Origin of the sequence: Rhodoligotrophos sp. CJ14 (assembly GCF_038811545.1) — a bacterium.
Taxonomy (GTDB): Bacteria; Pseudomonadota; Alphaproteobacteria; order Rhizobiales; family Im1; genus Rhodoligotrophos; species Rhodoligotrophos ferricapiens.
Genome location: NZ_CP133319.1, coordinates 1,125,540 through 1,151,667, shown reverse-complemented (window position 1 = coordinate 1,151,667; position 26,128 = coordinate 1,125,540). Strand labels below are relative to the sequence as shown.

Sequence of the window (26,128 nt, the reverse complement as noted above, 5' to 3'; positions counted from 1 at the left end):
CGTAATCGCGCGCAGGGTAGCAGGGGAAAGTGGCCTGTCAAGGGCTCCCGCTTATGCCCCGAGACGGCTACGTCAGGCAGACATCATTTCGGCGCGCAGTCTCTGGCGCATCATATCGATGGGCACCATTGTCGCACCGTTGACCAAGTGCCAGAAGGTCCAGCCATTGCAGGCTTCGACCCCCTGCACATGGGCGCCGATCTTGTGAATCGAGCCGGTCGCATCCTTTGCAACCAAAGTTCCATCGGCCCTGACCTTGGCGGCATGGCGCCGGGCGGGGTCGAACAGCACCGTGCCCGGCGCGATGAGGCCGCGCTCGACCAGGGTGCCGAAAGGGATCCGCGGTTCGGCCCGGCGGCCGGTCGAGACACGGACCGCTTCCGGCTCGGCCGGTGTCGTGGCAGCGATACGCTCACGAGCCGCCTTCGCGTAAGTCTGGTCTTGCTCAATGCCGATGAAGTTGCGGCTGAGCCTCTTGGCCACCACGCCGGTGGTTCCGGTTCCGAAGAAGGGGTCGAGAATGGTGTCGCCGGGATTGGTGGATGCGAGGATCACCCGGTGCAGCAATGCTTCCGGCTTCTGGGTCGGATGCAGCTTGTCGCCGTTCTGATCCTTCAGTCTCTCGCTGCCGTTGCAAATGGGCAGGAGCCAGTCAGAGCGCATCTGGAGATCGTCGTTCAGCGCCTTCATGGCTTCGTAGTTGAACGTATAGCGCTTCTGATCGGCGCTCTTCGCTGCCCAGATCATCGTCTCGTGCGCATTGGTGAAGCGCTTGCCACGGAAGTTCGGCATCGGGTTGGTCTTGCGCCAGACCACGTCGTTCAGAACCCAGAAGCCCATATCCTGCAGGGCTGTGCCGATGCGGAAAATGTTATGATAGCTGCCGATCACCCAAAGGGTGGCGGTGTCCTTCATCACACGGCGGCACTCGCTGAGCCAAGCCCGGGTGAACTGATCATATTGCTCGAAGCCCGTGAAGCGGTCCCAGTCGGCGTCAACGCCGTTGACCCGTGAGTTGTCGGGACGGAGAAGCTCGCCACGGAGCTGCAGGTTGTAGGGTGGATCTGCGAAGACCGCATCAACAGATTTGGCGGGCAGCTTGGCCAGTTGCTCCAGGCAGTCGCCGACGAGAACCTGATTGACGGCGGAACGGCTGCGTATGGCGGCGGTGGTGCCCATCTCTGAACCCTTGTGCTCTGATCACTGGGTTCGGAGATTGGCGCGCGGCCTGTAAAATTTGCTTTAATTGCGACCTGACGATTTCGAGCTAAGCGATTGATAACTCATTAAGTTTAATGAAAGGTTACTGCTCTAGAGGAGGTCCAGGGCCGGCAACATTTCTTGGGGTTCTTCCCCCAGAACCGCGCGCACCGAAGCGAAGCGGCGCCGATGATGCGGCGTCGGGCCCAGGAGGGTGAGCGCGGCGCGATGCTCCGGAGTGCCATAGCCCTTATGGCGCTCGAAGCCATATCCGGGCCAGGCCCTTGCGAGCTCTTCCATCATGCGATCGCGGGTCACCTTGGCGATGATCGATGCCGCTGCAATCGACAATGAGAGTGCATCGCCATCGACAATCGCCATGGCCTCGCAGGGCAGCGGGGGGCAGAACTTGCCATCGACCAGGACATAGGCGGGGCTCAATGCCAGCCCCGAACAGGCCTCGCGCATGGCCCAGAGGGTAGCATAGTGAAGGTTGTCGCGCTCAATCCGCTCCACATCGGCAATGCCGACCGCCCAACAGGCAGTGGCGGTGATTTCCTCATAGAGCGCGGCCCGACGTTCGGGCGTGAGCTTCTTGGAATCGTCGATGCCCTTAGGAATGTTCTCGAGATCAAGAATGACGGCGGCGGCCACCACCGGCCCTGCCCATGGACCGCGGCCGGCTTCATCAATGCCCGCGACCGGCCAGAGCCCGCGCGCACGGATTTCGCGCTCGCGCTCGCAGCTGATCACCATCTCGATCGAATCGCCACCGGCCATAGGGCAGGTGTCGCAAAGAGAAGGGGAGGGCGCAAGGCATTTGCTGGCCTCGATGATGGCAGATTGCCAGTCAGTCACGACAAAGCCTGCCGAACGGATGCAACCCGGACGGGAGCGGGCCATTTCGGCCGCACTCGTCCAGGCATGGCCGGCGGGGATTTCCTTGACATGTCAGCGGCCAAGACCACAGCCGTGACTCAATTTTTCAAATCCGGTGTGAGACCAAGATGGGATGCGGAATTCGAAGTGGCAAAGACGCCCGCGTTGCCGCGGCATTTTCCCGGCGGCAGTCGCCTGGCTGTCATCGAAGCCGGCCATTAAATTTCGCCTGGATGCACAAGTTGCGGCCGGTTCTTGACTCAAACTCTGAGACGGTGCTCCCCGGCCGCAGGTGTCTCAAAACAAGGCGAGCTGGTCTCCGGGGCGAGCGGGCCTTGAAAACTGACTGAGATCCATTCGCTGCCTCTCCCGGTTGAGGCCGAGTTTTCCACAGGCAAGCTCGAACCTGCGGCCGATGGTCCAGGCATAGGGGCCGGATCCCTTCTGCCGCAGCCCCCATGTTGATTCATAGTCCTTGCCACCCCGCATGGAGCGTATCAGTGACATTACGCGCCTGGCCCGATCAGGCATTTCGGTCTCTAGCCATTCCTGGAAAATCAGGGTTACCTCGCGGGGTAGCCGGAGCAGCACGTAACCCGCGTGTGTCACGCCGGCCGCGGCTGCGGCGCCGAGAATGGCCTCAATCTCATGATCGTTCACCGAAGGGACGAGGGGCGCGAGCATCACTGTCGTCGAAACCCCGGCGGCGCTCAGCATCTCGAGCGCCTGCAGCCGCTTCTGCGGTGTCGATGCCCGCGGCTCCATGCTGCGTGACAGTTTCGCATCGAGACTGGTCACTGAAATCGCCACCCGCACCAGATTGCGCTCGGCCATGGGCTGCAGAATGTCCAGATCCCGCAGAACCAAGGCGGATTTGGTGACGATGCCTACGGGATGGTTGAACTCGGCAAGCACCTCGAGAATTTGCCGAGTGATCCGATATTGCCGCTCCACCGGCTGATATGGGTCCGTGTTCGCCCCGAGCGCAATCATCTTCGGCACGTAGCGGGGGTCCGAGAGTTCCCGGCGAAGGAGCTCCGCGGCATTGGTCTTGGCAAAGAGCTTGGTTTCGAAGTCGAGGCCGGGTGACAATCCCCAATAGGCATGGCTCGGGCGCGCGTAGCAGTAGGCGCAGCCATGCTCACAGCCCTGATAAGGATTGATCGACTGATCAAAGGAAATGTCCGGACTGTCGTTGCGTGTGATGATCGTCTTCGGCTTCTCCGAGATAACCGAGGTGCGAAGCTTCGGCAGATCCTCGAAAGCCTGCCAACCATCATCGGCAAAAAGTCGGGAAAGGCGCTCGAAGCGACCCGACTCGTTCGAGCGCGCGCCGCGGCCCCGCTCCTGTCCCGGAAGCGCCGTTCCGACCAGCCCTTCTGACGAGGAGAGCTGTGCTGCGCGATGCTTATGGTTGATGACCGTCGCCATGTTCCAAAGCTAGGACAAGCGTTGGAACAAATCAAGAACATTCGATGGGCGCCGAACTAGAGGGTCAGCTGATAGGTCGCCGGAACATAGCGATAGCCCTCAGCCGTTTTCTCGACATAGCCGACTGCCGGGAAGGGCATGTGATAGCCAATGAATGGGACCCGGTCGGCGGCAATCATGTCGAAGATCTTGCGGCGGGTGGCGATGGCGGCCTCCTTGTCCATATCGAAGCGCACATTCCAATCCGGGCGCTGAAGGGAGGCGACATAGTGATTGGCCGTGTCGGCCGTCAGCACCAGCCTCCGGCCCTCGCTCTCGATATTGAAGGCGAGATGGCCGGGCGTGTGGCCGAACGCCTCGATGGTCGAAATGCCTGGAATCACCTCGTCGCCCTGCTTGAGGAATGTCATCTTGTCCTTGAGGGGAACAACGTTCTTTTGAACAAGGGCAGCGGCATTAGCGGTCGGACCCGAAGCACGATCGGGTGAGGTCCAGAATGCAAATTCCTTCTCGCCGATAGCGTAGCGAGCATTGGGAAAGGCAGGCTCGCCATTTTCCACGAGGCCGCCAATGTGATCGCCGTGACAATGGGTTATCACGACCAGATCGACCTCGCCCGGAGAGATGCCCGAGCCGACCAAGGCTTGCACGAAATTGCCGGCATCCGGCCGCCGGGCGGCGCCATTGCCGGTGTCAAAGACGACGATCTCCCGACCGGTGTTTACCACCACTGGCGTGAAGCTGTTGCGCATCCTATCGCTCGGAAGGAAGTTCTTCTCGAGTAGAGCAGCAACCTCTGCCGCATCAACATTCTCCCCAAAGGTCGGGTGTGGGCCTTGCGCCACAACCGAGCCATCCAAAATGCTCGTGATCTCGAACTGGCCAAGCTTGACCCGGTTGATCTCGGGTGTCGCAATGCCTTTCTGCGGGGCGGCGGCGAGTGCCGGGGTCACGGTTCCTCCAATCGCGAGCTGGCCTGCCGCGAGGCCAAAAGAGCCTGCGAGAGCGGCACGGCGGTTCATGATAAAGCTATTGATCATCCTGTCCTCCCGTGAAGGTTTGGCATTCTAATCAGGTTTGTGCCGGAGGCTTCAGGGGTCACGCACAAGTGATGCCCATGACCATCATGAGGTGGAGAATGCGGATGCTTTACTTGCCGGTGCGGCGAAGATGCTCGTCAAGTCGCGGCATGATCTCGACGAAGTTGCAGGGCATGTGACGGTAGTCGAGCTGATCCTGCAGAATGCCGTCCCAGGCATCGCGGCAGGCGCCGGGAGAGCCCGGCAAGCAGAAAATATAGGTGGAATTGGCCACACCGGCGGTTGCGCGGGACTGCACTGTAGACGTGCCGATCTTCTGGAAGGAGATCATGTGGAAGGCCACCGAAAAACCGTCGATCTCCTTTTCGAAGAGCGGTTTGACCGCCTCCGGGGTGACATCGCGGCCGGTCAGGCCGGTGCCACCGGTGGTGATCACCACATCGATATCGGGTGAGACAATCCAGTCACGCACCTTCTCCCGGATCAGCTCGATCTCGTCGCGGACGATGGCGCGGTCGGCCAGGATATGTCCCGCCGCCGCGATGCGACCGGCCAGAAGCTCGCCGGAGCGGTCCTCGGCGAAACCTCTCGTGTCGGAGATAGTCAGCACGGCGATTCGCACGGCAATGAAGGGGCGCTCAGCTCCGGTCATGGAACACCTCACTTTCGCGCATCGCCTGATCGAGCATCAGGAGATCGCGCCAGGCGAGCCGTTTATGCTCCGGCTGCCGCAGGAGATAGGCCGGATGCAGCGTCGGCAGGGTGCGATAGGTCTTGCCGCCCGGGCTCACATAGTCCGTCCATTTGCCGCGCAGACGCATGATCCCTTGCGTGCTCTGCAGGAGACGTGCGGCGGAGGTCGAGCCGAGGCAGACCAGGAAGGCCGGATCCACCAGCTCAATCGCCCGTTCGATAAAGGGCAGGCACATCAGGCTTTCGGCTTCCGTCGGCTTGCGGTTGCCGGGCGGCCGCCAGAAGATGCAGTTCGAGATGAATACGGATGAGAGCGGATCCTCCGACTGGCGGGAGAGACCGATGGCGGCCAGCATCCGATCGAGCAGCTGGCCGGACACGCCGACGAAAGGCTTGCCCTGGAGGTCCTCATCGCGGCCTGGTGCTTCGCCCACAAGCATGATTCGCGCCGCCGGATTGCCATCGGAGAAGACCAGATTGGTGGCGGTGCGATGCAAGGGGCAGGCATCGAAGCGGGCGAGCATGTCGCGCAGCTCCGCAAGGCTCGCGCAGCTACGGGCGGCGGTCCTTGCATCTTCCACCGCCTGGTCGGAGGGAATAGCGGCCGGGCGCGGGGCTGCGGTGGAGCGGTCGGGAATGCGAGCGGTCGTCTCTTCGTCAAAGACAGGCGTCTTGCGGTGAGGCGTTGTCGGGATGGCGGGAGAGGGGGCACGGGCGTCCGCCTCCCTCATCACCGCTGCGGCTTGCGGCGGCTCAGCCTGTCTAGGCCTGCTCGAGGTTGAGAACCGATCGATCGGCGCATCGGTGATTGCCTCATCGACCCCCATGGCCTCGTACCAGCGCAGCAGCTCGGCACGCGACACTATAGCCTGATCGTTGAAAGCCACTTTTCCGCCTGTAACAGTGTTTCCCAGTCCGTGGGATGTCTACTATAAGGGCATTAGAAACATCCCGGGCAGATTAGCCCATCTTCCGATAACATCGATACCGCAAATCACAATGGGAGAGGCTGGGTTGAGTGAGACGGACGTCGCGGTCGAACGCGAATGCATGGAATTTGACGTGGTTATCGTCGGGGCTGGGCCTGCCGGCCTTGCCGCTGCGATCAGGCTGAAGCAGCTGGCTCAGGCGGCCGGCAGCGAATTGTCCGTCTGCGTGCTGGAAAAGGGCTCGGAGGTGGGCGCCCATATCCTGTCGGGCGCGGTGATCGATCCGATCGCGCTCAACGAGCTCATTCCCGACTGGAAAGAAAAAGGGGCGCCGCTCAACATTCCCGTGACGGAGGACCGGTTCTACATGCTGGGGCCGGCCGGCAGCGTGCGACTGCCGAATTTCGCCATGCCGCGGCTCATGAACAATCACGGCAATTATGCGGCATCTCTCGGCAATCTGTGCCGGTGGCTGGCGGGCGAGGCAGAAGCGCTCGGGGTTGAAATCTATCCGGGCTTTGCCTGCTCTGATCTGGTCTATCGCGAGGATGGCTCGGTCAAGGGCGTGGTGGCCGGCGTCATGGGTATCGGCCGTGACGGCAAGCCCAAGGATGATTTTCAGCCGGGCATGGAGCTGCATGGCAAATATGTATTCATCGGCGAAGGGGTGCGCGGCTCGCTCGCCAAGGTGCTGATCAACAAGTTCCAGCTCGCCGCGGGGCGCGAGCCACAGAAATTCGGCATCGGCATGAAGGAGCTGTGGGAAATCCGCCCCGACATGCACCGGCAGGGCCAGGTCACGCATACGATGGGCTGGCCGCTCGATACGGAAACGGGCGGCGGCAGCTTCATGTATCACCTCGAAGACAATCTGGTCTCCATCGGGTTCGTGGTGCATCTCAACTACAAGAACCCGTATCTCTACCCGTTCGGTGAGTTTCAGCGGTTCAAGCATCATCCGCTCATCAAGCCCGTGCTCGAGGGCGGGCGGCGGATCGCCTATGGGGCGCGGGCCATCACCGAGGGCGGGCTGCAGTCGGTGCCAAAATTGACCTTCCCGGGCGGCGTGCTCATCGGGTGCTCGGCCGGGTTCGTCAATGTGCCGCGCATCAAGGGCAGCCACAATGCCATGAAGACCGGCATGCTGGCGGCGGAGAGCGCGTTCGAGGCGATCGAGGCTGGCCGCCAGGGTGATGAGCTCTTCGATTATGAGGACCGCTATCGGGGATCGTGGGTCTACCAGGACCTGAAAAAGGTCCGCAACGTCAAGCCACTCTGGTCGAAATACGGTCTCATCGGCGGGCTCACCCTCGGCGGGATCGACATGTGGACGAACGAATTGTTCGGCCTCTCCTTCTTCGGCACGCTGCGCCATGGCAAGGGGGATCACGAAACATTGGTGCCGGCCTCACAGGCCAAGCCGATTGAATATCCCAAGCCTGATGGGGTCATTTCCTTCGACAGGCTGACGGATCTCTCCTTCTCGGCAACCAATCACGAGGAGGACCAGCCTTGCCATCTCAAGCTCAAGGATCCCTCGATCCCGGTCAATTACACGCTGCCAACCTATGACGAGCCAGCGCAGCGCTATTGCCCGGCCGGCGTCTATGAGATCGTGCAGGATGCGGAGAACAAGCCGCGCTTCCAGATCAATGCGCAGAACTGCGTGCACTGCAAGACGTGCGACATCAAGGATCCGCCGCAGAACATCAACTGGACCACACCGGAGGGCGGTGGCGGGCCCAATTATCCCAATATGTAAGGCTCGAGGCCCGGCGCTCAGCACCGGACCTCTCAGCCGCGGATAGGGATGGATCGGTGCGTATGGCGGTCCTAAGAATGCGTGCAAGAGGTGTCGGTCGCGGGGCCAATTGCGCCACATTGTTGTACAAGTATGCCGCTGCCGGAGCCGTTTGGGGAATCGCTCGACAGAAAATATCGTCATCCTCTTGCCAGGTTTCGTCGAATACTCGACCTTGGCGAAACTGGGTTATAGCAGTAGAGAGGTGCCCACTGGCGCACCCTCCGGCCAGACGGCGGCCGGCAAATGAGGAACAGCGCTCCGAGGAGATCAGGCAGATATGATGCGCAGCGGCAAGCATGCAGTGGTCGGTACGGCCCTAGCCCTGAGCGTGGCTCTCTCTGCGCTTTTTGCTCCGGCGTTTGGCGAAGCACGGGAGATCAGATCATTGTCCGGCAGCTATCTGGCCGGGCAGTTCGCGTCGCAAACGCGGGATATCGACCAGGCTGCCCGCTATTTCGCCGATGCCTTCGAGCAGGATCCGACGAACCCGCTCTTGCTGGAGCGATCCTTCGTGGCAGAGCTGGGGGCGGGGAATGTGCTGCGGGCCGAAATGCTGGCCAAGCGGCTCATCGTCATCAACTCGCGGCACAGGCTGGCCCACATTGTTCTGGGGCTTGCCGATCTGCGGCGAGGGGCCGAGACCAGCGCGCGCAAGCATTTCGAGCAGGCAGCCTATACGCCCATCGGTGAACTCACCAGCGGGCTACTGACGGCCTGGAGCTATGCGGCGGAGAAGCAGGGGGGGAAGGCCGAGAAGGCGCTCGACATCCTCGACAGGAACGAGTCCTTCGGGATCTACAAGATCTTCCACCAGGCGCTCATCTCCGATCTCCTGGGCATGAAGCCCAAGGCGGCGGCGCTTTACAAGAAGGCCTATGACGAGAGCTCGAGCTCGCTGCGGATCGTGGAGGCCTATGGCAATTTCCTCGAGCGCCAGGGCGAGGTTGATAAGGCGCGCGAGATCTATCAGGCATTCCTTACCGTTTCGCCCGATCACCCGGTCATCGAGCAGGTGCTGTCGCGAATTGGGCACGCCAAGCCCGCGCCTTTCGTCGGCAATGCGATCGATGGTGCGGCGGAGGCGCTGTTCGGCCTCGCCAGCGCGCTGACGGATGAATCGGGCATCGATCTTGCGCTCACCTATGCCCGGCTCACGCTCAGCCTGAAGCCGAACATGCCGGCGGTGCAGACGCTTCTGGGCGACATTTTCGAGAATATGAAGCAGTATCAGGCGGCGATCGGCGCTTACGACAAAGTGCCGTTCAGCTCAGCCTTGCGCCCGAATGCGGATATCCGCATGGCCGCCAATCTCAGTGAGCTCGGACGGAATGACGAGGCTCGCGCTCAGCTCGAGAAGCTGGTGAAACGCGAGCCAAAGAACTACGAGGCGCTCGTCACGCTCGGAACCATCCTGCGGAGCCAGTCCAAGTTTGAGGATGCCGCGAAATTCTACACGCAAGCCCTGGATGGCATCGGTGAGCCTAACGAGCGGCATTGGATGGTGCTCTATTTCCGCGGCATCTGCTATGAGCGCTCCAAGCAATGGGAAAAGGCCGAGGCCGATTTCCTGAAGGCGCTGGCGCTCGAGCCGGACCAGCCCTTGGTGCTCAACTATCTCGGCTATTCCTGGCTCGAACAGAACCGCAACCTCGACGACGCCATGACGATGATCGAGAAGGCGGTCGAGCAGCGGCCGAATGACGGCTATATCATCGACAGCCTGGGCTGGGCCTATTACAAGCGGGGCGATTATGCCCGGGCGGTCGAAGAGCTGGAGCGGGCAATCGAGCTGCAGCCCAATGATGCCGCCATCAATGATCATCTGGGTGATGCTTACTGGCGGGTGGGCCGCAGGCTCGAGGCGAAGTTCCAGTGGCAGCATGCCAAGGATAGCGAGCCGGAGCCCGATCTCCTGAAATCGATCGAGAGCAAGCTTGCAAACGGGCTGCCGGACGAGGCCCCGGCACCAGCGGTTGCAACGCCGATCTCGGAGAAGCGCTCGTAGCGTGGCGTCATCAATGGGTAGGGCTGTCGGGCAGCGGGAGGCCGCGCAGGCAGGGCCTGACGCTGAACTGGCCAGCGCCAAGGTCAATCTCTCGCTGCATGTGGTTGGCCAGCGCGCGGATGGCTATCATCTTCTGGAAAGCCTGGTCGCCTTCACGGGGGAAGGCGACGTCGTGCATTTTGCAGCGTCCGAGCGCCTGTCTTTGACGATTGATGGCCCCTTCGCATCGGGGCTCGAGTCCGATCCGACCAATCTTGTCCTGCGCGCGGCCGCTGCTCTTGGGGTGGATGCCTGCGGGATCCGGCTCGAAAAGCGATTGCCCGTCGCCTCCGGCATTGGTGGGGGTTCGGCAGACGCCGCCGCGACCCTCAGAGGCATCATGCGGCGCTATCAACTCTCAGTGCCGGATGACGAGCTCGACCGGATTGCGTTGACGCTTGGCGCTGACGTTCCAGTGTGCCTGCGGTCGCGGGCCTGCTTCATGGCCGGTATCGGGGAGAGGGTCGAGACGGTCGGCCCATTGCCGGATGTCGGCATCTTGCTGGTCAATCCAAGGGTTGCAGTGGCGACCGCGGCCGTTTTCCGGGAATTGGGGCTTGCGGCACGGCTTGCGGCAGGAGAGGAGCCGGGCTCTCCTCATCCGCCACTACCAGCGCAATGGCGGGATGCGGCGCATTTTGCCGAATTCATCACGCTCTGCCGGAATGACCTCGAAGCGCCAGCCCAGCGGTTAGCACCGGTCATTGCGGAGGTGTTGGACCGGTTGCGGCAAGAGACGGGCTGCCTGGTGGCGCGCATGTCGGGTAGCGGCGCGACGTGCTTTGGCCTTTTCCCCACACGGGAGCAAGCCGCAGCTGCGGGGACGCGGATTGCTGCCGATCATCCCGGCTGGTGGCTGATGGCAAGCCAGCTGAGGTAGCAGGGCGAGACGTCCCGCCGTCCTCGTTGCAGCGTCACCTTCTCCGAAAGCCAGCAGCCACTCTCTGGGATCAACTCAGAATGCGCGTTCGATGCTGAAGTCGACCGCGAGGTTGAGCGCCTGCTTGTGAGGGCCCGAGGGGAAGATGGCCAGAGCCTCCGATGCGATCGCGCCATAGTGGCGGGCGCGCTCGATGGTATCGGCAATGGCGCCATGTTTCTCGACCAGGGCGATGGCGATGGCCAGATCCTCGTCGCTCTGGATGCCTTCCTGGAGCGTGCGCTGCCAGAAGGCACGATCATGGCTGTCGCCTCTGCGATAGGCGAGCACCACGGGCAGGGTGATCTTGCCCTCGCGGAAATCATCGCCCACGCTCTTGCCCAACAAGCCCTGCTTGCCGGAATAATCGAGCGCATCATCGATCAGCTGGAAGGCCAGGCCGAGATTGCGCCCGAAGGCCTGTAGGGCCTGCTGCTCCGCCCGAGGCCGTTCGGCAATGGCCGCGCCGACCTCGGCGGCAGAGGAGAACAGCGCGGCGGTCTTGGCGTTGATGATGCGGAGATAGGCATCCTCGGTGGTCGAGGTGTCCCGTTGCGCGGCCAATTGCAGCACCTCGCCCTCGGCGATGACCGCCGCAGCATTGGAGAGGATCCGCAAGGCATCCAGCGACTTGGTCTCGACCATCATCTTGAAGGCCTGGCCAAGCAGGTAGTCGCCGACGAGAACGCTGGCCTGGTTGCCCCAGATCATCCGGGCCGCCTGCTTGCCGCGGCGCAGCTCGCTTTCATCGACCACGTCATCGTGCAGCAAAGTCGCCGTGTGCATGAACTCCACCGCGGCCGCGAGCTTGATGTGATAATCGCCGCGATAGCCGCACATCTGTGCTGCGGCGATGGTCAGCATAGGGCGCAGGCGCTTGCCGCCACTGTCGATCAGATGGCGTGCAAGATCGGGGATCATGTCGACCTCGGAATAGGCCCGCGCAAGAATGGCTTCGTTGACGCGCGCCATGTCGGCATCGACAAGAGCAAGCAAGGGGTCAAGCTTGGCCGACCCGCTCTGGCGATTGTCGAAAGCGATGACTTGTCCCACGGAACCTCCTCGTGCCGGCTAGCAAGTACAGAGAATATGAAGGCCCGGCTTGCCCAATCAAGCGCGACCCAGAGACAGCGACGGCAGATGCCTGAGGATCAGGAATTCGCGCCGAGCCCGGTCGATCTTATCTTGCCGGAAAGCCATGCCGCTTTCTTGCGTTCTGCGCTAGCATAAAATGGACGCGGCCGGAGGTTCCACTCCTGCCGGCGCTGCGTGATCGGTCCGGAGATGGTATGCGCGAGATCCTGAGGTCCAACGATATGGTCGCTCTTTCCTTTGCAACAGCGCTCCTCAAAGATGCGGGCATCGACCACATCATCCTCGACACCAATATGAGCGTCGTTGAAGGGAGTCTCGGCATCCTGCCGCGCCGCTTGATGGTGGTGGATGAAGAGGTGGATGCGGCACGCCAGTTGCTGAGGGATGCCGGACTGTCCCTTTGATTTCACCAATGCCGCCTATGTCCGAAGTTCCGGTGCTTGAAGACGATCTGACCCGAGATCAATTTCTCGGCGGCAGGATCGTCTTGCAACAGCCGAAGAAAGGATATCGCGCAGGAATTGATGCGGTGTTTCTCGCGGCATCGATCCCCTGCGAGCCGGGACAGTCGGTTTTCGAAGGGGGTATGGGAGTGGGCACTGCGGCGCTCTGCCTTGCGGCTCGGGTGCCCGGCGTCCATATCGCCGGGATCGAGCGATCGCCGCTTTATGCACAGGTTGCTCGGCACAACATTGCCGCCAATGGCGAAGAGGCGCGGGTCCATCTGATCGAGGGAGACATCAAAGAGCTCACGCGCAATCCGGATGGGCGCTTCCCGCCGGTTGCGTCCTTCGATCATGTCTTTGCGAACCCGCCTTATCATGTCCGCGAGCGCACAACCGCATCACCATCTGGATCAAAGAGCGAGGCACATAGCATGCCCGCGGGCGACCTCGACCTCTGGATCAAGATGCTGGCGGCGATGGCGCGTCCGCGCGGAACGCTCACCCTGGTCCAGCGGCCAGAAGAGCTGCCCGGCCTGCTGAAGGCGCTGGAGAGCCGGGCGGGGGATATACGGGTTGCGCCGTTGTTCCCGCGTGCGGGAATGCCAGCTTCCCTGGTCATCATCCAGGCGATCAAGGGCAGCCGGGCCGGCTTGCGGCTGCTTCCGGGCATGATCCTGCATGGGGATGGCCACGGCTTCACCGAGGAAGCGGAGGCTGTGTTGCGCCATGGCGCGGCCTTTCCGTTGCGGTGAGCGGTCTAAGTGGTTGCCTGCTCGCATTTCTTCACGCGAACGGGGTGCCCGCCTCGCTCGAAATGCTCTGGTCAACATCACGTGTGCAGGAGAGTTAGGTCTTGCCTCAGCCTCTCTCCCCGCGTAACTCGGAATCGTAATGAGCTTGGTTCCCGCCTCTGTTCGCGATCGTTTCGTTGCCTGGAAAAGCGGTTCTCTCAACCGCAAACCGATCGTTCCAGTGATTCGGCTGTCCGGCGTCATCGGCTCGGCCGGTCTCAGACGCTCAGGGCTCACGCTCGAGACCGTCGGCCCGATGCTCGAGCGGGCGTTCCGGTTCAAGAAAGCAGCGGCCGTCGCGATCATCCTGAATTCGCCGGGCGGCACGCCCGTCCAGGCGCGGCTCATTTACCAGCGCATCCGCAGCCTTGCCGAGAAGCACGACCGCAAGGTCTTCGTCTTCACGGAAGATGCGGCAGCATCCGGCGGCTATTACATCGCGGTGGCGGGGGATGAAATCTATGCCGATCCCAGCTCGATCATCGGGTCGATCGGTGTGGTGTCGTCGGGATTCGGCTTCGTTCAGGCGTTGCAGAAGCTCGGCATCGAGCGCCGCATCCATACGGCCGGGCACAACAAGGCGATCCTTGATCCATTTCAGCCGGAAAAGCCGGAGGATGTGGAGCATTTGAAGTCCATCCAGCTCGATATCCATGAGAGCTTCAAAGAGGTGGTGCGGCAGCGGCGTGGCGAGCGCCTGAAAGGTTCTGAGGAAGAGCTGTTTTCCGGCCAGTTCTGGGCCGGCACGAAGGCGCTCGGGCTCGGGCTCGTTGACGGGCTGGGGGACATGCATTCGGTCCTTGCCAGCAAGCTCGGCGAGGAGCCCAAGCTGCGCGTCATTGGCGCGCGGGAGAATTGGCTTACACGGCGGCTTGGTCGTATTCCCGGACTGTTTGGAACAGGAGGCGGCGCGCCGGATTTATCCGCAGTGATGGCCGAGAACATCATTGCGGCAGTTGAGGACCGTGCCTTGTGGGCGCGGTTCGGGCTATAGTTGACAACCGAAGTCCTGGCACCCGGATTGCAGTGCGTGGGGCATGAACCACTCTGGAGGGAAAGGGATGATCCGCTCCGTCGTCTTGTTCTTGATGGCAACGCTCGCGCTGATCGCGTTCCGGCGTGTTTTGCAGGAAGCACAGAAACTCGCCGTGAAGTCGCGTCGGCGCGTTACGAACCCAAACCAGCGCCATCTGCCGACGCTGCGGCCTGATCCGGAGACAGGTGTCTATCGGCCTTCGAACGAGCGCTGGTAAGCCCGGTTCCTCAACCTTCCGGCCTGTTGGAGGCCGGATGTGGAAGGCTCTGAGGCCAGCAACCTCAGAGCACGAGAGCTCTATGGCTATCTCTCGTTAGCGAGCAGATGCAAAACTGGCTTTCCCTTTTGCCGATCGCGCACTAGTGTGCGGCGCAATCAGGCCGGCAGGCCGCCCGCATACGAACGGCAGATCATGAGTCTTGCTTCTTCTCCGACCGCCGGGCTCGCGGCGCTCTCGCCCGGATCCGCGTTCCAGGATCTCCTGCTCACCCTCCAGCTGTTCTGGGCCAAGCAGGGCTGCGTGATCCTGCAGCCCTATGACATGGAGGTCGGTGCCGGTACCTTCCATCCTGCCACAACGCTGCGGTCGCTCGGTCCCAAGCCCTGGCGGGCCGCCTATGTACAGCCCTCCCGCCGGCCGAAAGACGGCCGATACGGGGAAAACCCGAACCGGCTGCAGCATTATTACCAATTCCAAGTCATCATGAAGCCGTCGCCGCCGGACTTCCAGGCGCTCTATCTTGAGAGCCTCTATGCGATCGGCATCGATCCCAAAAATCACGATATCCGCTTCGTGGAAGACGATTGGGAGAGCCCGACACTGGGCGCCTGGGGGCTTGGCTGGGAGGTGTGGTGCGACGGCATGGAAGTGTCGCAATTCACCTATTTCCAGCAGGTCGGTGGCTATGATTGCTCGCCCGTTTCCGGTGAACTCACCTATGGGCTCGAGCGGCTGGCCATGTATGTGCAGGGAGTCGACAATGTCTATGACCTCAATTTCAACGGCCGCGACGGGGATTTGCGCATCTCCTATGGGGATGTGTTCAAGCAGGCTGAACAGGAATATTCTCGCTACAATTTCGAGCATGCGGATACGGAGATGCTGTTCCGTCACTTCGCGGATGCGGAGAAGGAATGTGCAGCGCTGCTCGCCGCCGGCGAGCGTGACGGGCGGCATGAGCTGGCGCTGCCGGCCTATGATCAATGCATAAAGGCCTCCCATATCTTCAATCTGCTGGATGCGCGCGGCGTCATCTCGGTCACCGACCGGCAAAGCTACATTCTGAGGGTGCGCGAGCTTGCCAAGGCCTGTGCTGGGGCCTGGCTCAAAACAGCAGGCGGCGGGGCTGAGCCGGCCGCGGCATCGGTGATCACGGAGACCGCCAATGCCTGAGTTGCTGGTCGAACTGTTCTCTGAAGAGATCCCGGCGCGCATGCAGCGGCAGGCGGCTGAGGATCTGCGCAAGCTGGTAACGGATGCGCTCGTCGAGCAGGGCCTCGTCTATGAGGGGGCCAAGGCCATGGCCACTCCCCGGCGGCTCACCCTGGTGGTGGATGGCCTTCCCGGCCGGCAACCCGACCGGCGAGAGGAGCGCAAAGGCCCACGCGTTGATGCGCCGCAGAAGGCGATCGATGGGTTCCTTGCAGCCGCCGGCGTGACGCTCGAGCAATGCGCGGTCCAGGAGGATCGCAAGGGCGCGTTCTATGTGGCGCGGATCGAAAAGCCGGGCCGGCCGGCCGAGGAGATCATCGCCGAGATCATGCCGGCAGCGGTTGCGAAATTCCCTTGGCCCAAGTCCATGCGCTGGGGGGCAGGGAGTTTGCGCTGGGTACGTCCGTTGCATTCCATCATCTGCAGCTTCGATGGGGAGGCGGTGCCCTTCGATATTCCCGGTGTGAGCGTGGGGCGGATGACCCATGGGCACCGGTTCATGGCGCCGGATGCGTTCGAGGTGCGCCGGCTCGAGGATTACGAGCGGGAGCTCAAGCGCCGCAAGGTCATCATCGATCCCGAGGAGCGGCAGGACGTGATCCGCAATGCCGCGCGCAATCTCGCCTTTGCGCAAGGCTATTCACTGATCGAGGACGAGGCGCTCGTTGCGGAGAATGCGGGCCTCACGGAGTGGCCGACCGTGCTCATGGGCTCGTTCGAGGAAAGCTTTCTGGATGTGCCGCCGGAGGTGATCATCACCTCGATCAAGGCCCATCAGAAATGTTTCGCGCTCAGGGGACGAGACGGCAAGCTTGCCAATCGCTTCCTGCTCGTTGCGAATATCGAGGCCGAGGATGGCGGGCGGCGGATTGTCGAAGGGAATAACAAAGTCATCGCGGCGCGCCTGTCGGATGCGAAATTCTTCTGGGATCAGGACCGCAAGGTGCCGCTCGAAGAGATGGCGGCAAAGCTCGAGGCGGTGCGTTTCCATGAGAAGCTCGGGACGGTTGCGGATAAGGTCCGGCGGATTGAGGCGCTGGCGGGTGAGATCGCGGCGCTGATTGGCGCGGATGCCGAGAGGGCGCAGCATGCGGCGCGGCTCGCGAAGGCCGATCTCGTCTCCGGCATGGTGGGCGAGTTTCCGGAGCTTCAGGGCCTGATGGGCCAGTATTACGCGCTCGACCAGGGGCTTGATGGGGAGGTCGCAGCCGCTATTGGCGAGCATTACAAGCCGCAGGGGCCATCGGATGCCATTCCGGCGAGCAAGGTTGCCCAGGCGGTGGCGATCGCGGACAAGCTCGACACGCTGGTCGGGTTTTGGACCATCGACGAGAAGCCCACGGGGTCCAAGGATCCGTTCGCATTGCGGCGTGCAGCGCTTGGGATTATCCGCATGGTGCTGGATGGCAGCTTGCGGCTGCCGCTGTCTAGGCTGATCGCCGGACATCGGGCGCGCTTTGCCGGGCGTGACGCTGCGACCGATCAGGACCTGCTCGCGTTCTTCGCGGATCGGCTGAAGGTTTACCTGCGCGAGCAGGGAGCCCGGCACGACCTCATCGATGCGGTGTTCTCGCTGGGTGGCCAGGATGATCTGTGGCTGATCGTGCGTCGGGTCGAGGCGCTGGGGCAATTCCTGGCGACGGAGGATGGCGAAAGCCTGCTTGCCGGGGTGAAGCGTGCCGGAAATATTCTGCGCATCGAGGAAGGCAAGGACAAGACGACCTATTCGGGCGAGCCGGATGCCCAACTGATGCAGCAGGCTGAAGAGAAGGCATTGGCGGCTGCGATCGGCCAGGCAGAAGCCGAGGCTCAGTCCGCCATCCGGCGCGAAGACTTTGAAGGTGCCATGCGCGCGCTCGCCGCGCTGCGCGCGCCGGTCGATGCCTTCTTCGACAAGGTGACGGTCAATGCGGACAATGCCCCCCTGCGCGAGAACCGGCTAAAGCTGCTCAGCCGGATTCGCCAATCCACTCAGCAGGTTGCGGACTTTTCCCGAATCGAAGGCTGAGCCTATCTGAAGTCGTAATTGCCCTTGAGTGCCTCATAGATCTGACTGAGATGGTCGTAATACTGATGCGTGTCTGCGGCCAAATTCTCCACCAGCCTATGGGACAGCGTTTCGGGCAGTTTCTCGTGAAGAAGCAGATGTGCGGTGCCATCGAAGATCTTGCCATGGCGGTCGACGAGTTCGTGGAATGTCTGCTTCAGATCACCGTGGGCCGCATCCGATCTGTCGGCCCCGAGCGGGTGAGTGCGCTGCAGCGCCCGGTCCAGGGCTTCCTTTGAATCCGTCCGCACCTCCTGAAGTTTGTCGATATACTGAGACACGACTTCTCGCCAGTCTTGGCTGCTGTAATCGATCTTGGGAGGCAGCAGGTTGAGCGGCTTCGTTTCCGAATCGGCCACCTTGGCACTCCCCACGAACTGATCAAACAGATGGTCGCGGTTCGCGAGGTCGGCGCGGACCTGGTCGATGGCATTCACCCGATAGCCAAGTCTGTCTTCGGTGCCGAAAGCGCGCTCGAAGTCCGTGTCGCTCATCCGCCCAAGAATCTCGACCGGATTACTCGCCTTCTGCTCAGGGCCGAACGTCTGATGGAAGTCGTGATCGCTCAGCTGCCTGAGGCTTTCGATTGGGTCGTTCGCCTCCTGGTGGAGGGCGGGGGCCTCGTGAGCTCTATGCTCGCTCGTGGATGTGAGGTTTTCAACGGCGCTGCCGGCCTCCAGCTCCGAGCGAAGCGATGCGGTGGATCCGTAGCCGCTGGATGACTCAAGGCTCTCGGCTGAATGCTCAGGGAACGTTTGGCTGGGGTATTCGCGGATATGCACCGAGCCGATGCGCGCTTGAGGCGTGTGGTCGGCCTGGTTCAGCTCGTGACCGCCTGCATGATTATCTATGGCGGGCGGATGGCTGGAGAGAGCCTCGAACTTCTGCTTCAACCTTGCGACCATGCCCCCAGTGGCCGGCTTTTGCAGCCCGGGTTGTTCCAGGGACTCGTCTGTGATGTGGTTCTCCACCATCTGGCTGGGCCTTGCAACCGGACTGCTCACGTATTGATGATCGCCTATCGGCTGTCTCAGGTTGTGTTCGATCGGCGGGCCATTTCTGTCGGGAGTGCCCCCAAGGCCTTCGAAAAATGCTCTGCGGGCTTGGACCAATGATCCGCCGCTGTGGTTGGGAGCCGGGTCCCACGCGACAATGGTGGTCTCGGCAATTTGCGGAGCACCGAACGGGCCCGACAGCGTCGTGGGTGACAGGCTTGGCGCCTTAAAAGACCCTGCTGTAAGCCTAGTTTCGATCGATTCCAGCGCGGCAGCTTCGGATGCGGCAGGGAGAAGCCCTTCAGGTGGTGACATTAAGTGAACTCTTCGCAAATTGCGGACAGACGGCAGCTCGCTACAATAAGGAGCCAGATGAACAACTTAAGATTGTGGTCGCTGAGAACGCTTTCAAGGTGCCCAAGCGCGGCTCGACCATGCCGCGGAACTTGACCGACTGCCCCGCATTATGGCTTTTCGCGAAGTCGTATGGTGCATTCCGTGCCAACCCGCGCGACGGCAGGCCCCCTGCCGCGCCCCAACGAAGGTGTGCAGATGAATTCGTCGGTCTCCAGCAAGTGGGTCTACGGTTTCGGAGACGGTCGTGCCGAGGGTACGGCCGGAATGCGGAATCTGCTCGGAGGCAAAGGCGCCAATCTCGCTGAGATGAGCAATCTCGGCCTGCCAGTCCCGCCGGGCTTCACCATCACCACCGAAGTGTGTACCCATTACTACAAGAACGGACAGCAATACCCGCAAGGGCTCGAGGCCCAGGTTGCGGAAGCCCTGTCCCGGGTCGGAACGCTGGTCGATGCGACATTCGGCGACCCGGAAAAGCCGCTGCTCGTCTCGGTACGTTCGGGCGCGCGCGCATCGATGCCGGGCATGATGGATACGGTCCTCAATCTCGGCCTCAATGACGAGACGGTCGAGGGGCTTGCACGACGGTCGGGTGACCGGCGCTTTGCCTTCGATAGCTATCGGCGCTTCATTCAGATGTATTCTGATGTCGTGCTCGGTGTGGACCATTCACGCTTCGAGGATGTGCTCGAGAGCTTCAAGGAAGAGCAGGGCTACACTCTCGATACGGAAGTGACCGCGGAGGAGTGGCAGGGGATCGTCGCGCGCTATAAGCAGATCGTGCAGGAGGAGCTTGGCCAGCCTTTCCCGCAGGATGTGACCGCGCAATTATGGGGTGCGATCGGCGCCGTGTTCGGCTCGTGGATGACCCCGCGGGCGGTGACCTATCGCCAGCTCAATCAGATCCCGGAATCCTGGGGCACTGCGGTCAATGTGCAGGCGATGGTTTTCGGCAATATGGGCGAGACCAGCGCGACGGGCGTTGCGTTCACGCGCAATCCGTCGACCGGCGTCAAGGAGCTCTATGGCGAGTTCCTGGTCAATGCGCAGGGCGAGGATGTGGTGGCTGGCATCCGCACGCCGCAGAACATCACCGAAGCCGCGCGCATCGAGGCAGGCTCAAATGATCCCTCGCTCGAGACGCTGATGCCGGCCGTGTTCCAGGAGCTCAGGACGATCTATCAATCGCTCGAGCGCCATTACCGCGACATGCAGGACATCGAGTTCACCATCCAGAACGGCAAGTTGTGGATGCTGCAGACCCGATCCGGCAAGCGCACCGCCAAGGCGGCGCTCAAGATCGCCGTCGATATGGTGGAGGAGGGGCTTATCACGCCGGCGGACGCCGTGTTGCGCGTCGAGCCCGCCTCGCTCGATCAGCTCTTGCATCCAACCCTTGATCCGCAGGCCAAGCGCGATGTGCTCGGGGTCGGGCTGCCCGCCTCGCCGGGTGCGGCCAGCGGCGAGATCGTGTTCGATGCGGATGAGGCACAGAGGCTCAAGGCGCAGGGACACAAGGTCATCCTGGTCCGGGTCGAGACGAGCCCGGAAGACATTCACGGCATGCATGCGGCGGAGGGCATTCTCACGACGCGGGGCGGCATGACCAGCCATGCGGCCGTGGTGGCGCGGGGCATGGGCAAGCCCTGCGTGTCGGGTGCAGGCAGTATCCGCGTCGATTATGCGAAGGGGCAGATGATCGCGGGCAGCGTGGTGCTCGGCCGCGGCGATGTCATCACCATCGATGGCGGAACGGGGCAGATCATGCGCGGCCATGTGGCCACGGTGAAGCCGCAACTCTCGGGCGATTTCGCCAAGCTTATGGAGTGGGCCGACAGCATCCGCCGCCTCAAGGTCAGGACCAATGCGGACACACCGGCGGATGCACGGGCGGCGCGCGAGTTCGGCGCGGAGGGCATCGGCCTGTGCCGCACGGAGCACATGTTCTTCGAGCAGGACCGGATCATTGCCATGCGCGAGATGATCCTCGCGGGCGACGAGGAGGGACGCAGGGCGGCGCTCGCCAAGATTCTGCCGATGCAAAGGGCCGACTTCATCGAGCTGTTCGAGATCATGTCGGGGCTGCCGGTCACGATCCGGCTGCTCGACCCGCCGCTGCACGAATTCCTGCCGCATGCGGAAGACGAGATCGCGGAAGTCGCCAGGGCGACAGCCAAGAGCGCCGAGCTGATACGGGCGCGGGTTGCTGAGTTGCATGAGTTCAACCCGATGCTTGGTCATCGCGGTGTCCGCCTAGCGATCACCTATCCGGAAATTGCCGAGATGCAGGCACGGGCCATTTTCGAGGCGGCGATCGAGGCAGCGGAGCGCTCGGGCAAGCCGGTGATCCCTGAAATCATGGTGCCGCTGGTCGCGCTCAAGGCCGAGCTCGACATGATTCGCGAGCGCATCGTGCGGGTGGCCGAGCAGGTGCAGGCGGAGAAGGGCAAGGCCATTTCGTATCTGATCGGCACGATGATCGAGTTGCCGCGAGCGGCGCTTCGGGCCGCGGAAATCGCAGAGACGGCGGAGTTCTTCTCGTTCGGCACCAATGATCTCACGCAGACCACGTTCGGCATCAGCCGCGATGATTCTGCGCGGTTCCTCTCAGATTACACGGGCAAGGGGATCCTTGAGGTCGATCCGTTCGTCAGCCTCGATCAGGAGGGGGTCGGCGAGCTCATCCAGATGGCGGCCGAGCGTGGCCGGAAAACGCGAGCCGATATCAAGCTCGGCATCTGCGGTGAGCATGGAGGGGATCCGGCCTCGGTGCGATTCTGCGATGAGATCGGCCTCGACTATGTTTCCTGCTCGCCGTTCCGCGTGCCGATCGCGAGGCTCGCCGCAGCCCAAGCCAGCGCGAAAGTCAAGTCGCGAAATCCTTAATAAAATATTGCTAAAATGCTGGCGCTAGGCCCAAATCTCGTGCTAGCGTCAGCTCAACCGATGAGGTGACCCATGCTGAAAGGCGTGCGGATCGGTGGGGCTGATTGGCGTATTATGGTTAACTTTTTTTAAATGGTTAACCATTAGCTTACAGGGGCGTGAGCGGTTGAGGGATTCCACGAGCGGGGAACTGAGCGGGTGAATTGGCTCCGAAGGGATAGTTCAGACAGCGATCATCTCTTTCTGTCTGGCGACGATGCTGGCGAAGACGTCTTCGCCTCCCTTGAAGGCCGGCCGCATGACAATCGGCTGAATCAAGTCGCTCCCTATGTGCTGGCTGGTCTCGTTCTGATCGCGGGTGTCGGGTTCATGACCCAATATCTCGGGCAGGATGCTGCTGCCCGAGGCGCTGCGCCCACCGCCTGGGAGGATATCGGCAAGATCCCGCGGACCGTGGTTGCGAAATCAAACCTGCTGCGCAACGTGGTCACCGATCCTGACAAAGCGGGCTTTCCCCTGGTGGGCGATCAGGCCGCCAGCCAAGCTTCAAAATCAGACTTCATCGCCACATTGGCCAGCCTTCCGGATCCTGAAGACCGGCTGGCGCCAGCGCAAACGCTGATCTTCTCGCCGCCCGTCGTCAAACTCGAGCAGCGCTACAAGGACGCGCAGATCGAGAAGCGAAAGCTCCTCAACGAGCGCAAGGAGCGCGCAGCGGAAGAAAGCTGCCTGGCCATTGCGATCTATTTCGAAGCGCGTTCGGAATCAGAACTCGGCCAAAAGGCCATCGCCAAGGTCATCATGAACCGGGTCAAGAACCCGGCTTTCCCGAAGACCGTCTGCGGCGTCGTCTATCAGAACGCCAAGAAGGGCAGTAACTGCCAGTTTTCATTCGCCTGCGATGGCCTGGCAGATCAGCCCAAGCCGGGTTATGCCTGGGAGCAGGCCAAGCGCATTGCATCGGAAGCCATGGCCGGCGAGCTGGGCATTACACAAATCAAGGGCGCGACCCATTATCACGCGGACTATGTAAACCCGCGCTGGTCCAGCATGCTCAAGCGGCTCGGCAAAATCGGCCGCCATATCTTCTACACCAAAGGCTGATCGGCAGGCCGCCTCAACCGACGCACATTTTCGGATGCGGATGTTCTCCGGCTGCATGAGCTGTAACGTTTCCGCTCTTCTTCGAATCGCGAAACCGCGTCTCACGTTCTTGCCTGGGTTGCATTTTCTTCACGCGAACCGATATCCACTTCGCTCAAATGCTCTAGGGCGGTCCGCCAATGGGTGGTTGGCATTTAGGGCTTTCGAACCGGCCCCAGGCGGAGTATCGATCACTTCCCAAGTGCCTGATCGAGAACGGTTCTGTCTGATGTCACATAACAGCTTCGGCCATCTGTTCCGAATGACAACCTTCGGCGAAAGCCATGGGCCTGCCATAGGCTGCGTGGTGGATGGCTGTCCGCCGGGACTGAGGCTCGATGAGGCTGACATTCAACGCGATCTCGACCGTCGCAAGCCGGGACAGTCGCGGTTCACCACACAGCGGCGGGAGCCCGACCAGGTGCGCATCCTGTCCGGGGTGTTTGCGGACGAGCGTACCGGCGGGCAAGTCACCACGGGCACACCGATCGCGCTTCTGATCGAGAATACCGATCAGCGATCGAAAGATTATTCGGAAATTCGCGACAAGTTCCGGCCAGGGCATGCGGATTTTGCCTATCTCACCAAATATGGCGTGCGGGACTATCGTGGCGGCGGACGATCGTCAGCCCGTGAAACGGCCGCGCGCGTCGCTGCGGGAGCGGTTGCGCGCAAGGTGCTGGCAGGGATCACCATTCGCGCCGCGCTTGTCCAAATGGGGCCCCACAAAATCGACCGGTCGCGCTGGGACTGGGCGGAGGTCGATCAGAATCCGTTCTTCTGTCCGGATAAGCAAGCCGCGGAGGCATGGACGGATTATCTCGACAGCGTGAGAAAGGCCGGATCCTCAACCGGAGCCGTCATCGAGGTCGTGGCCACAGGGGTGAAGCCGGGGCTCGGTGCCCCGCTCTATGGCAAGCTCGATCAGGATCTTGCCGCAGCGATGATGAGCATCAATGCGGTCAAGGGGGTCGAGATTGGCGAGGGGTTCTCAGCTGCCGCGCTCTCGGGTGAAGAGAATGCCGATGAGATGTACCGGAAGGGCAATGAGATTGCGTTTCGCTCCAATCACGCGGGCGGCATTCTCGGGGGGATTTCTACGGGCCAGGATATTGTGGTGCGCTTCGCAGTCAAGCCGACCTCGTCCATACTGACGCCACGGCATACGGTCACGCGCGATGGCGAAGAAAGTGAGATCGTCACCAAGGGGCGCCATGATCCTTGTGTGGGGATCAGGGCCGTGCCCGTGGGTGAAGCGATGATGGCGCTCGTCCTCGCCGACCATCTGCTGCGCCATCGCGCACAGGTGGGCAAATAGCGACGCGAAACGGTCCGCTATCAAGACGCGTTCACAGCGCGGCCTATTTCAAGGTTTCGAGAACCGAATTGGTGGGGCCGCCACCTTGCTTAAGGGTCGAGCGTAGCATCCAGATCGCCTTCTCATGAGCCTCGAGACGATCGTCCAGCATGCTGCCCGTCGCCGTGTCGCCAGCCTCTTCGACCATCGGGCGGATATCGCGCATGGTGCGCACCACCGTCTCATTATCGGCGATGAGCTGCGTCAGCATGTCACGCGCTTCCGGCACACCGCGCTCGTCGGTGATCGCTGACAGTTCGGAAAAGTCGGCAGGTGTCGAGGGCACGTAATGGCCAAGGGCGCGAATGCGCTCGGCAATCACATCGACCGCCGTCCAGATGTCGCGATACTGCTCCTCCAGCATCAGGTGCAGCTCGTGAAAAGTCTGGCCCTCGATGTTCCAATGGAAGCCGTGGGTCTTCTGATAAAGCTTGAAGCTGTCAGCAAGAACCCGCGCCAGGCCATGAGCCAGCTTCTTCTTCTCCTCGGGGGACAGGGTATTGTCATTGCGCATGATAAGGCTCCTGCTGAGATCATCGCATTCTTATACTCGGCCGGCTGCAGAACAATGACGCCGCGCGGCAATGATGAATTCCTGGTTTCCGTCACCGCCCGTAATCGGTGATGGCGTGACGCCCAGTACCGGCCAGCCACGATCTTCAAGAAAGTGCATGATCCGTTCACAAGTTCCCGCGTGCAGATCAGGATTACGCACGATGCCGCCCTTGCCCAAGCCCTTCGGGCCCACCTCGAATTGCGGCTTGATCAGCGCGACGAGATCGGCCTCGGACGCGGCAAGATCGAGAGCGGGGGGGAGGGCAAGGGTGAGGCTGATGAAGCTCACGTCGCAAACGATGATATCTGGAGCGACAGGGATCGCCGTGCGGTCGAGGTCGCGAGCGTTCAGCCCTTCAAAGGCAATGACGCGCGGATCGGCTGCGATCTGGGGATGAAGCTGGCCATGGCCGACATCGATGGCAAAGACGCGGGCAGCACCCCGTTCGAGCAGCACCTCCGTGAAGCCGCCGGTCGCTGCGCCGAGGTCGAGCGCTGTGCGGCCTGCAACCGGGATCGAGAAATGATCCAGTCCATGGATCAGCTTCAGGGCCGCGCGCGAGACATAGGCCAGGGCTTTGTCGGCGGCGAGGATTACCTCGGCAGCATCGGAGATGACGGCGGCCGGCTTGCGAATGATGTTGCCATCGACCCTCACGGCGCCACGCTGGATCGCCTCCTTGGCGCGGGCTCGGCTTGCCACGAGACCTCGCGAGAGGAGCGCCTGGTCAAGGCGCTGCTTGCCGCCCATATCTGGCCTCCTGTCGACAGCTCAGTCCACGTCCAGAGGCGTCGTTCCGGCTATGGTGCCGTCGGCTTTCAGGGTGATCTTCTCGATGCGGGCTTCCGCAGATTTGAGCAGCGCCTCGCAATGTTTCTTCAGGGCATCGCCGCGAGTGTAGATCGCTATTGATTCCTCGAGATCGACGCGCCCGCTTTCCAGCCGGTCCACGATCGACTCAAGCTCCTTCAGTGCGGCCTCAAAGCTCAAGCCGGTGGTGTCCGTGAATGCTGGCGCGCCATTATCGTCGGTTCCTGCCATGACCATG

Annotated in this window: 23 protein-coding genes; 12 read left to right on the top strand and 11 right to left on the bottom strand. The window is 61.8% G+C overall.

Annotation, left to right across the window (positions count from 1 at the left end):
* Positions 1 to 72: 72 nt before the first annotated feature.
* The 6 genes from RCF49_RS05290 to RCF49_RS05265 all read right to left on the bottom strand — a co-directional run bounded on the left by RCF49_RS05290 (position 73) and on the right by RCF49_RS05265 (position 6,130).
* Positions 73 to 1,179, bottom strand: coding sequence for a site-specific DNA-methyltransferase (locus RCF49_RS05290; RefSeq protein WP_342642996.1), 1,107 nt, complete (start codon positions 1,177 to 1,179; stop codon positions 73 to 75).
* Positions 1,180 to 1,311: 132 nt separating this feature from the next.
* Positions 1,312 to 2,058 (bottom strand): ribonuclease HII, encoded by a 747-nt coding sequence (locus RCF49_RS05285; protein WP_342642995.1) that lies wholly within the window; start codon positions 2,056 to 2,058, stop codon positions 1,312 to 1,314.
* Between the two features lie 318 nt (positions 2,059 to 2,376).
* Positions 2,377 to 3,510 (bottom strand): PA0069 family radical SAM protein, encoded by a 1,134-nt coding sequence (locus RCF49_RS05280; protein WP_342642994.1) that lies wholly within the window; start codon positions 3,508 to 3,510, stop codon positions 2,377 to 2,379.
* Between the two features lie 56 nt (positions 3,511 to 3,566).
* Positions 3,567 to 4,550, bottom strand: a complete 984-nt coding sequence (locus tag RCF49_RS05275; RefSeq protein WP_342642993.1) for an MBL fold metallo-hydrolase — start codon at positions 4,548 to 4,550, stop codon at positions 3,567 to 3,569.
* A 109-nt stretch (positions 4,551 to 4,659) separates the two neighbouring features.
* Positions 4,660 to 5,202: a molybdenum cofactor biosynthesis protein B gene (gene moaB, locus RCF49_RS05270; RefSeq protein WP_342642992.1), complete on the bottom strand. Its 543-nt coding sequence runs from the start codon at positions 5,200 to 5,202 to the stop codon at positions 4,660 to 4,662.
* Positions 5,189 to 6,130 (bottom strand): uracil-DNA glycosylase, encoded by a 942-nt coding sequence (locus RCF49_RS05265; RefSeq protein ID WP_342642991.1) that lies wholly within the window; start codon positions 6,128 to 6,130, stop codon positions 5,189 to 5,191. Before RCF49_RS05265 ends, moaB begins: the two co-directional genes overlap by 14 nt.
* Positions 6,131 to 6,293: 163 nt before the next feature.
* Between RCF49_RS05265 and RCF49_RS05260 the strand changes: the two genes are divergently transcribed.
* The 3 genes from RCF49_RS05260 to RCF49_RS05250 all read left to right on the top strand — a co-directional run bounded on the left by RCF49_RS05260 (position 6,294) and on the right by RCF49_RS05250 (position 10,900).
* The gene (locus tag RCF49_RS05260) at positions 6,294 to 7,934 is read left to right on the top strand and encodes an electron transfer flavoprotein-ubiquinone oxidoreductase (RefSeq protein WP_342644125.1); all 1,641 of its coding nucleotides are present in this window, start codon (positions 6,294 to 6,296) and stop codon (positions 7,932 to 7,934) included.
* Between the two features lie 319 nt (positions 7,935 to 8,253).
* A complete protein-coding gene (locus RCF49_RS05255; RefSeq protein ID WP_342642990.1) occupies positions 8,254 to 9,981 on the top strand; it encodes a tetratricopeptide repeat protein in 1,728 nt (575 codons plus the stop codon).
* A gap of 13 nt (positions 9,982 to 9,994) precedes the next feature.
* A complete protein-coding gene (locus RCF49_RS05250; RefSeq protein WP_342642989.1) occupies positions 9,995 to 10,900 on the top strand; it encodes a 4-(cytidine 5'-diphospho)-2-C-methyl-D-erythritol kinase in 906 nt (301 codons plus the stop codon).
* A gap of 75 nt (positions 10,901 to 10,975) precedes the next feature.
* Here RCF49_RS05250 and RCF49_RS05245 read toward each other — a convergent pair whose 3' ends face one another.
* On the bottom strand, positions 10,976 to 11,992 hold the full coding sequence (locus RCF49_RS05245) for a polyprenyl synthetase family protein (RefSeq protein ID WP_342642988.1): 1,017 nt from the start codon (positions 11,990 to 11,992) through the stop codon (positions 10,976 to 10,978).
* A 236-nt stretch (positions 11,993 to 12,228) separates the two neighbouring features.
* Here RCF49_RS05245 and RCF49_RS05240 point away from each other — a divergent pair, with 236 nt between their 5' ends.
* From RCF49_RS05240 to glyS, 6 genes are all read left to right on the top strand, one after another.
* Positions 12,229 to 12,438: a DUF2007 domain-containing protein gene (locus tag RCF49_RS05240; protein WP_342642987.1), complete on the top strand. Its 210-nt coding sequence runs from the start codon at positions 12,229 to 12,231 to the stop codon at positions 12,436 to 12,438.
* 17 nt (positions 12,439 to 12,455) lie between these two features.
* A complete protein-coding gene (locus RCF49_RS05235) occupies positions 12,456 to 13,232 on the top strand; it encodes a tRNA1(Val) (adenine(37)-N6)-methyltransferase (protein ID WP_342642986.1) in 777 nt (258 codons plus the stop codon).
* 139 nt (positions 13,233 to 13,371) lie between these two features.
* A complete protein-coding gene (locus RCF49_RS05230) occupies positions 13,372 to 14,265 on the top strand; it encodes a S49 family peptidase (protein ID WP_342642985.1) in 894 nt (297 codons plus the stop codon).
* 67 nt (positions 14,266 to 14,332) lie between these two features.
* On the top strand, positions 14,333 to 14,524 hold the full coding sequence (locus RCF49_RS05225; protein ID WP_342642984.1) for a hypothetical protein: 192 nt from the start codon (positions 14,333 to 14,335) through the stop codon (positions 14,522 to 14,524).
* Between the two features lie 195 nt (positions 14,525 to 14,719).
* Positions 14,720 to 15,700, top strand: coding sequence for a glycine--tRNA ligase subunit alpha (locus RCF49_RS05220; protein ID WP_342642983.1), 981 nt, complete (start codon positions 14,720 to 14,722; stop codon positions 15,698 to 15,700).
* On the top strand, positions 15,693 to 17,747 hold the full coding sequence (glyS, locus tag RCF49_RS05215) for a glycine--tRNA ligase subunit beta (protein WP_342642982.1): 2,055 nt from the start codon (positions 15,693 to 15,695) through the stop codon (positions 17,745 to 17,747). Before RCF49_RS05220 ends, glyS begins: the two co-directional genes overlap by 8 nt.
* A 2-nt stretch (positions 17,748 to 17,749) precedes the next feature.
* Here the strand turns inward: glyS and RCF49_RS05210 are convergent, their stop codons facing one another.
* Positions 17,750 to 18,790, bottom strand: a complete 1,041-nt coding sequence (locus tag RCF49_RS05210; RefSeq protein ID WP_342642981.1) for a hypothetical protein — start codon at positions 18,788 to 18,790, stop codon at positions 17,750 to 17,752.
* Positions 18,791 to 19,333: 543 nt separating this feature from the next.
* Between RCF49_RS05210 and ppdK the strand changes: the two genes are divergently transcribed.
* The 3 genes from ppdK to aroC all read left to right on the top strand — a co-directional run bounded on the left by ppdK (position 19,334) and on the right by aroC (position 24,485).
* Entirely contained in the window at positions 19,334 to 22,024 is a 2,691-nt protein-coding gene (gene ppdK / locus RCF49_RS05205; RefSeq protein WP_342642980.1) for a pyruvate, phosphate dikinase, read from the top strand.
* Between the two features lie 198 nt (positions 22,025 to 22,222).
* A complete protein-coding gene (locus RCF49_RS05200; RefSeq protein WP_342642979.1) occupies positions 22,223 to 23,128 on the top strand; it encodes a cell wall hydrolase in 906 nt (301 codons plus the stop codon).
* Between the two features lie 268 nt (positions 23,129 to 23,396).
* The gene (gene aroC, locus RCF49_RS05195; RefSeq protein WP_342642978.1) at positions 23,397 to 24,485 is read left to right on the top strand and encodes a chorismate synthase; all 1,089 of its coding nucleotides are present in this window, start codon (positions 23,397 to 23,399) and stop codon (positions 24,483 to 24,485) included.
* A 43-nt stretch (positions 24,486 to 24,528) separates the two neighbouring features.
* On the opposite strand, the gene RCF49_RS05190 is transcribed toward aroC, so the two are convergent.
* From RCF49_RS05190 to RCF49_RS05180, 3 genes are read right to left on the bottom strand one after another with little or no spacing between them, the layout of a single operon-like run.
* On the bottom strand, positions 24,529 to 25,038 hold the full coding sequence (locus RCF49_RS05190) for a Dps family protein (protein WP_342642977.1): 510 nt from the start codon (positions 25,036 to 25,038) through the stop codon (positions 24,529 to 24,531).
* A gap of 30 nt (positions 25,039 to 25,068) precedes the next feature.
* The gene (locus RCF49_RS05185; protein WP_342642976.1) at positions 25,069 to 25,830 is read right to left on the bottom strand and encodes a TlyA family RNA methyltransferase; all 762 of its coding nucleotides are present in this window, start codon (positions 25,828 to 25,830) and stop codon (positions 25,069 to 25,071) included.
* Positions 25,831 to 25,851: 21 nt separating this feature from the next.
* A complete protein-coding gene (locus RCF49_RS05180) occupies positions 25,852 to 26,121 on the bottom strand; it encodes an exodeoxyribonuclease VII small subunit (protein WP_342642975.1) in 270 nt (89 codons plus the stop codon).
* Positions 26,122 to 26,128: the final 7 nt, after the last annotated feature.